Annotated in this window: 13 protein-coding genes; 2 read left to right on the top strand and 11 right to left on the bottom strand. The window is 39.1% G+C overall.

Translation table 11 applies throughout. The features are described from left to right. Positions 1-4: 4 nt before the first annotated feature. From P4V41_RS15515 to P4V41_RS15485, 7 genes are read right to left on the bottom strand one after another with little or no spacing between them, the layout of a single operon-like run. Positions 5-1,810, bottom strand: coding sequence for an IucA/IucC family siderophore biosynthesis protein (locus tag P4V41_RS15515; RefSeq protein ID WP_328086003.1), 1,806 nt, complete (start codon positions 1,808-1,810; stop codon positions 5-7). Further along, on the bottom strand, positions 1,794-2,999 hold the full coding sequence (locus P4V41_RS15510; RefSeq protein WP_328086002.1) for an MFS transporter: 1,206 nt from the start codon (positions 2,997-2,999) through the stop codon (positions 1,794-1,796). Before P4V41_RS15510 ends, P4V41_RS15515 begins: the two co-directional genes overlap by 17 nt. Then, positions 2,975-4,324, bottom strand: a complete 1,350-nt coding sequence (locus tag P4V41_RS15505; protein WP_328086001.1) for a lysine N(6)-hydroxylase/L-ornithine N(5)-oxygenase family protein — start codon at positions 4,322-4,324, stop codon at positions 2,975-2,977. The genes P4V41_RS15510 and P4V41_RS15505 overlap by 25 nt, the downstream gene beginning before the upstream one ends. Then, positions 4,299-4,883, bottom strand: coding sequence for a GNAT family N-acetyltransferase (locus P4V41_RS15500; RefSeq protein ID WP_419181326.1), 585 nt, complete (start codon positions 4,881-4,883; stop codon positions 4,299-4,301). Before P4V41_RS15500 ends, P4V41_RS15505 begins: the two co-directional genes overlap by 26 nt. After that, on the bottom strand, positions 4,867-6,654 hold the full coding sequence (locus P4V41_RS15495) for an IucA/IucC family protein (protein WP_328086000.1): 1,788 nt from the start codon (positions 6,652-6,654) through the stop codon (positions 4,867-4,869). Before P4V41_RS15495 ends, P4V41_RS15500 begins: the two co-directional genes overlap by 17 nt. Further along, positions 6,651-8,144, bottom strand: coding sequence for an aspartate aminotransferase family protein (locus P4V41_RS15490; protein ID WP_328085998.1), 1,494 nt, complete (start codon positions 8,142-8,144; stop codon positions 6,651-6,653). Before P4V41_RS15490 ends, P4V41_RS15495 begins: the two co-directional genes overlap by 4 nt. Positions 8,145-8,153: 9 nt before the next feature. After that, the gene (locus tag P4V41_RS15485; protein WP_328085996.1) at positions 8,154-9,500 is read right to left on the bottom strand and encodes an aspartate aminotransferase family protein; all 1,347 of its coding nucleotides are present in this window, start codon (positions 9,498-9,500) and stop codon (positions 8,154-8,156) included. A gap of 319 nt (positions 9,501-9,819) precedes the next feature. Here P4V41_RS15485 and P4V41_RS15480 point away from each other — a divergent pair, with 319 nt between their 5' ends. Next, positions 9,820-10,524 (top strand): DUF421 domain-containing protein, encoded by a 705-nt coding sequence (locus P4V41_RS15480; RefSeq protein ID WP_328085994.1) that lies wholly within the window; start codon positions 9,820-9,822, stop codon positions 10,522-10,524. 148 nt (positions 10,525-10,672) lie between these two features. On the opposite strand, the gene P4V41_RS15475 is transcribed toward P4V41_RS15480, so the two are convergent. The 4 genes from P4V41_RS15475 to P4V41_RS15460 form a co-directional block, all read right to left on the bottom strand. Next, on the bottom strand, positions 10,673-11,335 hold the full coding sequence (locus P4V41_RS15475) for a type 1 glutamine amidotransferase domain-containing protein (RefSeq protein ID WP_328085992.1): 663 nt from the start codon (positions 11,333-11,335) through the stop codon (positions 10,673-10,675). Between the two features lie 274 nt (positions 11,336-11,609). Next, a complete protein-coding gene (locus P4V41_RS15470; protein ID WP_419181325.1) occupies positions 11,610-12,455 on the bottom strand; it encodes an aldo/keto reductase in 846 nt (281 codons plus the stop codon). A gap of 54 nt (positions 12,456-12,509) precedes the next feature. Then, entirely contained in the window at positions 12,510-12,911 is a 402-nt protein-coding gene (locus tag P4V41_RS15465; RefSeq protein WP_328085990.1) for an HIT family protein, read from the bottom strand. Beyond that, entirely contained in the window at positions 12,912-13,418 is a 507-nt protein-coding gene (locus P4V41_RS15460) for an NUDIX hydrolase (RefSeq protein ID WP_328085989.1), read from the bottom strand. A gap of 205 nt (positions 13,419-13,623) precedes the next feature. On the opposite strand from P4V41_RS15460, the gene P4V41_RS15455 reads away from it, so the two are divergent. Next, a complete protein-coding gene (locus P4V41_RS15455) occupies positions 13,624-13,860 on the top strand; it encodes a transporter suffix domain-containing protein (RefSeq protein WP_328085987.1) in 237 nt (78 codons plus the stop codon). The last annotated feature ends 196 nt before the right edge of the window (positions 13,861-14,056 follow it).

Below are 14,056 nucleotides of genomic sequence, written 5' to 3'. Positions count from 1 at the left end.
ATTATTATTGAACAGTTACCTCTTTGTTTTGGCGAATTTCATAAAGTGCATTTCGTACTTTTCCAAACTCAGAGGCATGTGGACGGTCATCTCCATCTCCATAGCCGTAATCTACCATTCTATTTCTGTTCAAACATAGCTTTGTAAGCTCTGGCTTAAAGAAATCGAACAGTTTGAAACGATCTTCTAGATGTGAGAATCTCGCTTGGTACGCTTCAATACTGTCTACTAAATGCGACCAGAACGCTTTTTCTTCAATCAAATTGTTACGCACCAAAACATTTGACAGATAACGCAGGTGACAGATAAAAAGTCCTGTGAAGATAAATTGCGTTAATCCTTCAGGTGGTTCACTTCGTAATACAGCGCGCAGCTCTTCTGTTACACCCTCTAACTCTTTGAATGGCTGATCTGAGATGTTCACATCATCTACGTAATCTTTTACTGCTAACCTCTCAGGCTGGTAGTCTTTTAGGATCAGGATCGTGTTCTGACCATGCGGTGAAAAGACAGTTCCATATTGATAAAGGAAATGAAGCAACGGCGGCATTACAACACCGAAGAACTTCTTCATCCATTCGTCAGCACTTAACCCAGACTTTTCAATCAGACTTTGTACATAAGGCTTTCCGTTTCCATCAACATGATGAAGGGCAGCAAGTGTGATCGGTTGCTCACCGTCTTTTAGATAGGTGTAGATGCTTTCACGCCAGATTGTTCCTAGCATCTCTAAATACTGATAAGGCGCACCTTTTAACTTGCTATAGTGAGGGTGATCTACATTAATACTCGCTATCTCTCCCGGAAGGATCACTTCACACTCATCACGTAAGAAACTGTCACCCTCAAAAATTCCTTTGATATGCTCTGTAACTCGTGGTGCGATCAATGTTCGTTCAGACGGTAGTCCACGATACACGAGCGTATTTAAAATACTCATCGGAAGCTTTACGTGAGACTTCAAAGGATTTGTTACATTTACAAACGTTCGAACAGACTGTTGAGGCAGGTAATGATCCGTTCCTTCTTCTAAAGGAACAATCATGCCTGTCGCTATATCCTCAGGAAAATTCTGAATCAATACGTTATTCCACTGCCATTCATGTACCGGCATAAAATAATAATCTAGCGGTAATTTCCCGTTCTCTCGTAAAATCTCATTAAATCGCTGAACAAGAACACCATCAAGTTCTCTCATCAAGAGTTTTTCATAATGAAGGTTCTCTACTGATTGAAACTGAGCACGATCGCGATGAACGGCAATCCAAAACAGCTTTGTTTCATTCTGATTCTCAGGAGCGTATTTATTATAGTCATCAAATCCAAATCCAATACGACCTTTGTTATACGTGATCCATGGATGACCTGACATCTCACCTTCAAGCTCTGCATAATCCAGATCAGTCAATTCATCAGACGTTCTTTTATGATTGTTTAAAAGGTTCGCATCAGCAATCAGTGTATGATTTAGTTCCTTGATAAGGTGACCTGCTGTTTCGGAGGACATGCCGATGATCGGCTGAATATCCATCAAAAAGTGAATTGCATTCGTTGCAAATTTCCATTCCCCATTTTCAAAAACTTCGATTGATTCTGGATCAACATCAAAGCTTTCAAATAAGCGCTTTTGAGCAGCAAAACGATATTTGCGTTCTTCATTTACTGTAAAAACAAATCCCTCATCTTCTTGCTCTGGGAAAATCATCTCTTCATACATATATTCTGCAAGCATCTTAGCTAACAAATTTTTGTTCACTTTTTCCCACGTATCTTTTTTTAGCATGGATTCTGTTTCATTTATATAAAGCATGTTTCTCCTCCTTATGTAAGTGCATTTTTACTTTGTTTCTTTCTCTCGAATACGTTCCCCATAAGAAAATCAGTAAGTGGAGAACGACGAACAAACTAGCATAAGTAAATACGTCCGATATTGAACGGGTATTTACAATGGATGATGCCGCGACTGGAGCAAGCAACAACCCTACGTTTTGAATCGCAGAAATTTTGCTATAGTCTCCGTGCATATTTCCACTCCACTTAAAGATCAATACGTCTAGCTTCGCAAGACACCAAGCGGCCCCAATCCCAAACATACAGCGAAACACGATGAGTGCGGCGACACTTGTTTCAATTCCTTGAAGAAACAAACCAACAATAATCATACTTGCCGCACCAACATAGCCATACCAACCTAACCGTTCACTGTATTTTCGGATAAGCGGCAATGTGACAATCGCCATCAGACTAGGAATTAAATACAACAAACTGCTCATCATCGTATTTGTGCTGTATACATTTTCCGTGTATGTTGTGAAAAATGGCCGAATCATATTTACCGCCAAATGAAGCGTTAAAACGATGATTCCAAAAAACAAGAATTGAGTTAGCAAGCTTTGATTATTTGTTTGTTCTAATTCTGGTTGTGCTGATGAGCTTTTGCTTATTTTTCTTAAAAAATACAGGCTAAAGAGTGCCATTAAACACTCAATGATGCCAACAAGCCAGAAGATCAATAAAGGATTATCCATTCCTATAACCCATCCAGACAAAATAGTCGCTGTAACAATCGCACCTTGCAAAACGGCATGATAGCTTGCGGCTGCTCCTGTTGCGGAATTTCGATTCTCAGAGATTAAAATGGTATACAACAGAAAGTAGCTGCTCTTAAAAATCAATAGAAGTACACTTGCTGCTACAAACATTTCAAAGCTTTGTGAGATCGCCATCAAAAAGCAAGAAATTCCTGTTCCCCATTGTCCGATTATTAATAATGTAGAGCTGTTATTTCGTTTGTGGGCGATCAATCCCCAGATAGGAGTAAAGATTACGACGACGAGTCTGCACGTCATAATGTAGAACCCTGTTACGTCCGGATTATTTATGCCATATACCTTCTTAAAAAATTGGGGATAAAAAGGAGATAGCAATACTTCTGTGCATATGAATAGAAAGACACAGCTTAGTAAAAAAAGGTTTAACGAACGGTTGCTTGTTTCCATGAAGGTTCCGTTCCAAAATTTTGAAACACATTTTTTGTTGTAACAGGATACATTTCCTTCTCAAATAACGTATTGATAATAACTGCGTTTCTATATGCTCCAAGACCAAGATCTGGAGCACCTACACCGTGAGTATGAAGCTCACCATTTTGAATAAAGATATGGTTATTTTGAAGTCCCTTTGTCTCTAATCGATAATCGCTAGTAATGTGATAGCGGTTTTTAGAATCCCACTGAATCTGGTCCTGCATCTTCATTAAGAAATGCGGAAATGATGGAGCATACCCTGTCCCTAGCACGATAACATCAGATTTCAATTCAAACACTTCCCCTGTTACGTTTTGACGAAGTGTAAGCAAGTGAGTGTCTTCACTTCTTTCAAGATGAACAAGTTCGGTCATCGCCTGCAGATGGATATCTGGTTTATGTTGTCCCACTGATTTTTCATAAAGCAGATCATATATATCTGCAATCGTGTCCATGCTGATTCCTTTGTAGAGAAGATCTTGCTTTCTTAAAAGTTCATCCTTCTTCGAGGAAGGAAGATTGTAAAAGAAATTCGTATAATCGGGCGAAAAATATTCAAGACCAAGCTTCGAATATTCCATCGGGAAAAATCCTTTTGATCGTGTAAACCAGTTTAAAGAATAAGTCTCATTATCTTGTTTCTGTGCTAGATCATAAAAAACTTCTGCTGCACTCTGACCAGAACCGACGACGGTCACTGAGTTTGCGTTAAGAATCTCTTCTTTTCGATCTAAGTATTGTGAAGAGTGGATAACTTTTCCACCGAGCTTTTTCTCTAAATGAGAAGGTACAGAAGGAATCGTACCGATGCCGACAGCCAAATGTCTCGTATAGTACGTCTGTGTTTTCCCAGTTTCTTCAGATTTAACAATCACTTCGTAAACAGAACTCTCCCCATCTTCAACCGGTTGAATTTGTTCAACTCCCATTCCAAAACGACAAGAGTCTAGCTGACCTGCTGTCCAACGGCAATAATGGTTATATTCTTTTCTAGGGATATGAAAGTTCTCTAAGAAGTAAAAGTGGTACAGTCTATTATGTTGCTGCAAGTAGTTTAAGAACGTATATTTACTTCTCACGTTTGCCATGCTCACTAGATCCGCAAAGAATGGTACTTGTAGTGTAGTACCATCGATCAGCATTCCACTATGCCAGTTAAACTCTGATTTCTTTTCAAAAAAGAGCGCTTTTTTACCTTCTGTTTCATCTAGCATCGCCGCTAGTCCAAGGTTGAATGGACCGATGCCGACACCGATGATGTCATATATTTCTTTATGTTGTGATTGTTTGAAAGACATCTCTCCATCTCCTCTCGAACGTTTCTCTATGGCAATACATGAGCATTCCAGTCTTATCTGGCAAATCTATCGCTTTTATTTTTTCAAAGCCGCACTTTTCAAATACATGTATCATCTTTTCATTCCGAATATCAGGTTCAGCGATTACCTTCTCAGTCCCTTTTGATAAAAACTGAAAATGCACGATCGCCCGTAATAAGGGAAGTGCGTAACCCTTCCCAATAAAGGATTCTTCTCCGATCAAGAGATGAATACCCTGATCGTTAGGATGTGGATCATAGCTCTTCTCTACCACATCTCCTTTTACCCAGTATGCTTCCCAATAGCTCATCGGAACTCCGTCTATTAAGCCTAAATAAAGTGTTTGATGCTGATCTGCTAGGAAAGTCTCTAAATGCTTTTTGTATGCTTCAAACGATATATCAAGCTTCCAATAAGGAATGACATAAGGTTGCTGCTGCCACTTATGAAGAAGTGTTACATCGCGCTCCAAATCTACTTTTGCGTACGATAACGTCTTTTGGATGGTGTGATCATAGAAACTAAATTCTGGCTGCATCTGACTTCAACACCTTTTGTAACGGATTTGGTATCTTCGTGTAAACAGACTGTGTTTCTAGAGAACCAACAAGCTCGTCCATATCATGAAAACGAGTAAGCAAGTTCCCTTTACAAGGAAGTTCTTCCTCATCTAGTAAACTTCTGATCAAGCCTGACTTTCCGTCTGTTAACGTATCATGATGTATCAAGCGATGACGCAGCATGTCCATAAGTTCTTCTTCTTCGACAAGACCTGCTGTTCCAAAACCGTTGATCAGACCAAATAAGTGATTCATGAAAAAGTAATAACGAAAACGTTCGATCGCGACCTCGTCACTGCAAATCGTTACACTTTTACGGTTAAGGCTTGGGAGCTGTTCAACGAGCAAATCCGCTTTTGATTCGCTGTAATAATATCCCTGATTATCACGGTAATAAAAACGCTTCGGATAGCCATTCTCCATTTGTACGATTGAATTTTGCTGATGCGCCTCAAGTGCTACACCGTATCTTTCATACAGCCATAGCATCGGATCTAGAGCAATTGATAAATATTTCTGGAACCAATCTTTGCTGACTTCTTCTGTCGTTCTGTTCTCCCTTTGAGCGATGTCATGAATGATTGAAGCAATTCTAGAGTTCCCTCCATAAGCGTGGTCCTGACAAAGACCAGCTATTAAACTTGCATTTTTATCATTACCGTAGAAAGGATTCTCCCTGATTACTACTTCAAAGCCAGAGGTCTCTCTATCTGTTGGGATGTTTAAGAATGCCGGATCTTTAATAATCTGAAAAGATGGATAGATCTCATTCATCTCTTGTCCGATTATCGATTGCATAAGTCGTGAAACTTCTACCCCTCTATGCAGCTCTTTTTCAAGATTAACGCGAAGTGAATTTGTAATCTTCACAGGTACAGAGAACTTGAACATATATTTAAAATCACGGCTATAAACTGAACGCATGGATGATGTGGCCGAGAAAAGCTCACCGAATGGACCGATGTACTTCAACTTTCCGTCTTTCATTAACCTTTGAACATAATCATCGTTTAATAAAACTTGAACCTGTAAAGGATGTACAGGCAGAAAAACCGACTCATCATCAAGCTCTATTTGTTTAACGAAATGCTCATCGCGTTGTAATAGTGTTCTAGTAATCTCTTCAGCTGTCACTTTATCTGCTGTATCCTGATCAACGATAGATTTATTCGCTTGAAAGAAATGTAGCTGAAATTCTCCTTTAAGCTCTGGAGAGTATTGCGATTCTTGTATATCACTCATTCCTTGCTTGCTCTTTGGAGTTGGGTGAAGCAGATGACCAAACAAAAGAGACTGCTCTGCTTCAATAAAAGTAAACTCACTGCTTTCTAAACTCACAGAATCATCTTCTCGTGCCTCTAAATATCTCTCAATGTTCTTTTTGCTAAGTATCGTCCGCAGCATCAATTCATCTTCTGCATCTTCACGATCTTGTTTCAGCAACAATTCTTTAGAAAGAATCGAAACAAGTGATATATAGTCCAGTGTTATTACGTTTTCACTGTTTTGATAAAGAATAGGAAAGTGAAACAGATGTCTGCCAGTTAGCGACCAATGCTTAACAGCTGCAAATATCGCTGAACCTTGTTTCTTAAGTTCGATTTTCACCCATCTGGTTGGTGATTCCCCATTCCATGCTAAATGATCAGGCGTATCTTCAAAGTTAACAAATGCTTGTGTTTCTCGAAGATAACAATTTAAAAAACTCTGTATGCTCGCATTTTCTGCTTGTTGTTTATGATTTGTCATTGGGTGATCCCCCTGTTTTCGTACTCTGCTGCAAATTGAGAAATGCTATAAAGAATATCTTCAATATCTACGATTGTTGTTCGTGGATTTAGTAAAGTAAACTTTAAAAAGACTTCATCTTTAACTTTTGTTTTCGCGACTAAAGCTGTTCCTGTATAAAGAATTTTTTTGTAGATATAAGTATTCAGTTCATTTAACGAGTCAGTTGCTGCGTCTGCATATCGGAATACAATCGCATTAATCTCCGGATTTATGTTACACACTTCAATCTGTGGATTCTGATCCATTACACCTGCTGCTTGATTCGCAAGATGAAGTGTATAATCAATCATGTTGGCGAAGTTCTTTTCCCCGACGATGCGTAGTGACATGAACAGCTTCAACGCGTCAAAACGCCTTGTTGTTTGAACCGATTTACTCACTAGGTGAACGAGACCATCTTGTTCATCGTTTTCGGGATTCAAATAGTCTGCATGATGTGCAATATATTTGAAATTTGCTTTATCTTTTACGAAGAAAGCACCACAGCTGATTGGTTGATAAAACTGCTTATGAAAGTCGATTGTAATGGAGTCTGCTTGCTCGATTCCTTTTAACTTATGAAAATGTTTTTTACTAAGAAGTAACGCACCTCCGTAAGCTGCATCAACATGAAGCCATAATCCATGGTTTTGAGCAATAGCTGCAATCTCTTGAATGGGGTCAATACTGCCGAAATCCGTTGTTCCGGCCGTTGCAACTACACACATCGGGATTAATCCACCCTTTTTCAAGCGCTCGATCTCTTCCCCTAATTTAGCTGTATTCATCTTTTTATGCTCATCTGTTTCAATCGTTACGACTGCTTGTTCACCTAGCCCAAGTTGAAAGGCTGACTTTTTCACGGTGAAGTGAGCATCTTCTGAACATAAGATACGAAGTTTATGCGACTCTGGTGGCAATCCTTGAGCTTTCACATTCCATCTCAATCGTTTATCACAAAAGAAATCACGAGCGAGTAATAGCCCCATATAGTTTGATTGAGTCCCACCACTCGTAAATGTCCCGTCGGCTAAAGTTGGAAGGGTAAGCTTCTTACTTACCCATTTAATCAACCGCTCTTCTAAATAAGTAGCCGATGAGCTTTGATCCCACGAATCCATTGATTGATTTAGCGCACCGATGATTAATTCAGCTGCAATCGCTGGGATGAGAGGTGGACAATGAAGGTGTCCCATGCTCGTCGGATGAGAAACATGTATGCTATTTGTCACGATTTTCTCCATAACGTCTTTCATTACGGTTAGCGGTTCTTCTCCATCACTCGAAGTGAGAGATAGTTCATTTATTCCTGTCTCGATCTCAGATGGTAATAAACCGTTATAAGCATCTGAATTATTTTTATAAAATTCACTTAACCGATGCTGAGTTTCCAGAATAGTTTGTTGAAAACTTTGTATCCCGGCTTCGGTATCGTTAAGAAAAAAGCGATCAAAATCAGTTGTATTCATCTAGCACCTCTATTTTAGTGCGGCTCTTACCGCATCTGTGAAAATTGCGATTACTTCATCAAGTTGTTCCTCTGTTATGATAAGCGGTGGCAAGAATCTAACTACGCTGCCATGTCTTCCGCCTACTTCTAAGATTAATCCTCTGTTAAAGCATTCTCGTTGAATGCGGCTAGCGAGTTCAGAGTTTGCGGCATATGTTCCTTTTAGTCCAGTTGGAATGCGCGGGTTCACAATTTCTGCTCCTACCATCAATCCTCGGCCTCGAACATCACCGATCTCTGGAATTTCATTTTGTAGGATTGAAAGTTCAAGCATAAGCTTCTCGCCAAGTTCAGCAGCATGCTGTGATAAGTTGTTTTCTTTAATATGACGCAGTGTTGCTGTTCCAGCTGCCATAGCCATCTGGTTTCCTCTAAAAGTTCCGATATGCGCACCAGGTCCCCATTTATCCAGTTCCCGATCATAGATCACAACTGATAAAGGCAAGCTCCCGCCGATTGCTTTTGACAGAACGACTACATCAGGCACGATTCCAGCATGTTGAAAAGCAAATAGCTCTCCTGTACGTCCGATACCTGTTTGCACTTCGTCAATAATCAACGGAATGTTGCGCTCTTTCGTTATGCGGCGAATTTCACGCAGCCACTCAACTGGTGCCGGAATAGATCCACCTTCTCCTTGTACAACCTCTAAAATCATAGCCGCAGGAGGAAGGATTCCGCTTTCTGGATCATATAAGAGATTTTCAATATAGTTAGCGCTGATTCTCCATGTATCTTCTCCACCCATTCCGAACGGACAGCGGTATTCATATGGATAAGGCATAAAGTGCACATCTGGCATCAAGCCTTGCACGCTCTGTTTCGGCCCTAAGTTACCAGATAGCGCCATCGTTCCATGCGTAGCACCGTGATAGCCTCCTTGGAAAGATAGGATGCTTCTTCTACCAGTTGCTGTTTTCACAAGCTTAATTGCTGCTTCGATTGCATCTCCGCCAGTAGGTCCGCAGAATTGAATCTTTGCTCGTTTTGCAAATTCTTCTGGTAAACTATCAAACACTTCACTTACAAATTCCTCTTTTACTGGCGTTGTTAGGTCCAGTGTATGTAAAGGGCGCTTGTCATGAAGCACTTTCTCAATAGCGTCTATAACTACCGGATGATTATGTCCAAGCGCAAGTGTTCCTGCTCCTGCCAAGCAATCGATATACGTTTTCCCATCCGCATCTTTTACATAGATTCCTTCCGCTTCTTCAATCGCAATCGGAATACGACGTGGATAGGATCTAGCGTTAGATTCTCGTTTTTCTTGTTGTTTTAAGTATTTTTCGTTCATTTCTATTTGTAACATGCTCATAATTTATTCCTCCTAGTGGATTAGCCGACACATAGTGAAAATGATTCTCATTATTGATTACATGTATAACCTTAATTGATAATGATTATCATCGTCAATGATAAATTGTCCCTAACTTCTTTCCAGTTATTTTTAGCGCCTGGTCTGAGTTATAGGTCTTAAGGCTCAGTATTTCATTATCACTTGCAAACCGAATTAAAAAAAGCCGCTTTAATTGCGACTTTTCTATATTGTTTATTTTTAATATTTTCAATGTATTAAAACGATATGTTTGAAGCCTATACTAAAAGCAATAGAAAAGAATTGAGGTGGCAGTAGCGTGATTGATTTTTACCAAAGCCAAGGATCATTAACAGCAATTGAATGGATATTAAGAGCAATAGTTGCTTTTTTCTTCATGCTAATTGCCGTAAAATTTATGGGACAGCGTTCCTTTTCACAGCTGCGCCTTTTGGATTTTATTATGGCACTCATTTTCGGGAATATAATCGCCCATCCCTTGTCTGATCAACACTTGGGTTTAAAAGGTTCCCTAATTACGATGACTGTTCTCGTTGTTTTATATGTCAGCACTACGATTACAGGACTCCATTGGCATCCACTTCGTAAACTAATTGACCCTGCGCCTATTATTTTAGTAAAGAACGGTCAGATTCTTTATAAAAATTTAAAGAAAGCTCGCATCTCAATTGATGTATTATTTTCTGAGCTACGTAAACATAGGGTCATCAATATACAAGAAGTTGCTCTTGCCTTATTTGAATCGAACGGAACCATTACATCATTTTTGGAGCCTCAATATCAAACAGTAATACAAAAAGACTTAAACTTGCCTCCTAAGCCCTTTGATTATCCTCAAATCATAATTAAAGAAGGGAAAATCAATCAAAAAGAACTCTTTGAAACCGGAAAAACAAAAGCATGGCTTTTGGAACAACTAAAACAACAGAATACGAAACTGTCTGAGATATTAATTGGCACTCTAGATCACCATGACCATTTGCATTTTATGTACTACAAGTAAATTCTATGGAAAATAATACATGCTCATCAACGCTTTAAATTGTCTATACTTTTCCTAGAAACATTCAACTCTTCTGAACGAGGGTTAGATTTTTTTAACGCATAACCTAAAAAACGACCAGCCTCGGCTGGTCGCTTCCATTCATCTTCTATTGTCTATCCAACACATCAATCATCCGAAGTGCTACACTCTTGCTTGATTGTGGATTCTGTCCTGTAATAAGTGTGCCGTCAGTAACCGCGAAGTCTTCCCATTTTCCTGCTCGTTGAAATTCTGCTCCAAGTTCACGAAGCTTTGTTTCAAGTAAGAAAGGCACTTCTTTCGTCAACTTCATTTCTTCTTCTTCTTCATCGGTAAATGCTGTAACCGTCTTCCCTTGTACGATAGGTGAACCGTCCTTAAGTGTTGCCGTTGTAAGTCCTGCAGGTCCATGACAAACACTTCCGATTACTTTGTTTGTTTGTGCCATCTGACTTACCACTTCTTTTAACGCGTCACTTTTCGGGAAATCAAAAACTGTTCCATGACCGCCTGGTAAATAGATCGCATCATAGCTCACCGCATCATCAGCACTTAATTCTGTGGTACCTTCAAGCTGTGACAATGCTTCTTTATACGTTTCTTTATCCACACCTTCTAAGCTGTTCGGATCTAGTGGAACATTTCCACCTTTAATACTTTTTACTGTAATATCATATCCTTTGTCGCGAAATTCGTTGAAAGGAACCGCAAACTCCTCTAGCCAGAGCCCTGTCTTGTTATTACCAATGTTTTGATGGTTCGTTACGACGATTAATACTCGTTTTGTCATTGTTACACTCCCCTTCATTCAATTACGTTTATCATTTTTCCCGAATCTGATTATTTAAAACACGATAAAATATAGAAGGGAGCGAAATTAAACGGTGGATTTGTCGAAAAGCCTATAAACTGATTTTCAGGGCCTATAAAATTTTTTGAAGGACCATAAATTCATCTTTAGGGACTATAAATTATTTTGACGGCCTATAAATGTTTGTTTATGGCCTATATATCCCAATCCATAAAAAAAAGCCTTCCTAAAATCAGGAAGACTTTCACTCATTTTATTCAAACTGTTTATAAAACTCCGGATCATCAGGGTCTGCGCCGTTACGTTTATCTTGATTTAGAGCAGAGATACGCGTCATATCCTCATTTGATAATTCAAAGTCAAAGAGTTCAATATTTTCTTCAATTCTATGCTGCGTTACTGATTTAGGTATCGTCACTACACCATTTTGAAGATCCCAGCGTAAAATAATCTGAGCAACTGATTTATTGTATTTATCAGCAAGCTCTACCAATGTTGGCTCTTCAAAGATCTCTCCTTTTAAAAGAGGTCTCCATGCTTCAAGTTGGATGCCCTGCTCTTTACAGAACGTCAACAATTTTTCTTGTGACAAACGAGGATGGTATTCCACTTGATTCACCATTGGTTTAATCTCTGCTTCTCTCATCAAATCTTCAAGATGATGCTGTTTGAAGTTGCTGACACCAATCGCTTTAGCTCGTCCCTCATTATAGATCTTCTCAAGCGCTTTCCATGTTTCTTTATACTTTCCTGGCACCGGCCAGTGAACTAGATATAAATCCACATATTCTAGTCCTAATCTTTCTAAACTGTCATCGAATGCTGATAAGGTTTCTTCATAGCCTTGGTCGGTGTTCCAAACTTTTGTTGTAATAAAGAGCTCTTCTCTTGGAACGTTTGATTCAGCGATTGCCTGACCCACTCCCGCTTCATTATCATAAAGACTTGCCGTATCAATGCTTCGATACCCTGCATCAATTGCCCACTTTATGGACTGGATGACTTCACCACCATCTTCAGCTTTATAGACACCTAGCCCAATCCATGGCATTTGAACACCATTATGTAGAACTGCACGATCATGAATACTGCTTGGCATAATGAATCCCTCCTTGTTCACATTGTGGCACAATTTTATAAAAAGTGAAAAACATTAAACTCTTTGAAGTTTACCTGCTGTTTCTTCTAAACGGTCATGAGCATTATCTAAGATCGTAGATTCGCTCCACGTAAATCCATCGTTTTCATATCTCGGAATCACATGCATATGAAAATGAGTAAGATCGCTAAACTTTCCCCCATTTTGGTTAATCGTAATCCCATCAGGGTTAAAACAGCTTTCTAGCTTCTTTGATATGTATTTTGCAGCTTCCATTACAGCATGCGTTTCTTCATTCGTCAGCTCTGTTAATTCCTTAACATGTCTTTTAGGAAGAATCAGCGTGTGACCCTCATTAAAGGGATCAATATCAAGAAAACATTGCACCCACTCATTTTCATAAACGGTATGTATCGGTAAAACTTTATTCGCTAGTTCACAACCTAAGCAACTCACCTATATCCATCCTTTCAGCCTTGCCAATAATAAGCCATGTGCAAGTTCACTATCTTTCCAAAGCCCCTGCTCTATATTACGAAATGCTCGCTCTATAGGAATATGAAAGGCTTGAATGGTTGCTTCCTTTTTTTCTAGCATTTGAGATCTGTACTCTACTATATCTTTTGTAAAATAAACATGCGTAACGGTATTACTCAAACAAGCACTCGGCTGTATGCTCCCTAAGAAAACTGTTTCTCCACACACGATGCCAGTTTCCTCGAGCAGCTCTCTTTTAGCTGCTTCCATCGGATCTTCTTGTTCGTTCATCCCACCACCTGGAAGTTGGATAATAACCTGATCTACTGCAGCTCGATATTGGCTGATTAATATGAGAGAATCGTTCTCTAGCGCAACCATTACGGCAGCTTCATATGGTATCTCTTTTAACGTAATACTTCCAAATTCATCCTCGAACACTTCAACATCTTTATCTCTGCTCTGATATACAAGTTCTTTTTTCAAAAATACCCCACCCTTTTACATCAGTATCCCCTTAACATTATCCAAACTTGGAAACATTTTCAACAGTGAACTTATTGGTAATACCATCCAGTTAATAATTAAACATATAGTGGAAATGATTTCTAATATCTTGGAAGAATAATGTGATGGGAACTTTATCTCTATTCTTTCGTATTACGTGTAATTGGGTACGGAGGAGATTACTTTGAAAAAGAAAATCGGAATTACTTTTATTATACTTTCGTTTGCTTTGTGGATTCTAATACCGGTCATACCGTTCTTATCATTCGGCGCCGGCCTTAAAACAGCCATTGTAAGTGGTTTATTTATCGGTGGAGAAGTATTCTTTTGGCTTGGGGCGCTATTAGCAGGAAAAGATATAGTAAAAAACTTTATCCAAAAGTATTGGAAAAGAGGAAAGAAAGAGGACGATCCATCTTAAAATGAGGTGATTTATAGTGAGAAGTCTCTTGTCGATCTTTCCAATCCTTTAAAACTATTTTTACTAGTATACTAAGTAATGGCATGAAGCATCCTGCCTAAAGAATTATTGTTCTTGCACTCTAGTGCTTGGGCATCACTTTTAATACTTTATCAGATTTATAAATAAAGCCCGTCAGCTATGAACTGTAACCCGA

Source organism: Fictibacillus nanhaiensis (assembly GCF_036213205.1).
In the GTDB taxonomy this organism is placed as follows: domain Bacteria; phylum Bacillota; class Bacilli; order Bacillales; family Fictibacillaceae; genus Fictibacillus; species Fictibacillus nanhaiensis_E.
Note: the sequence above shows the minus strand (reverse complement) of the source record. Positions and strands in the feature narration are given on the sequence as shown.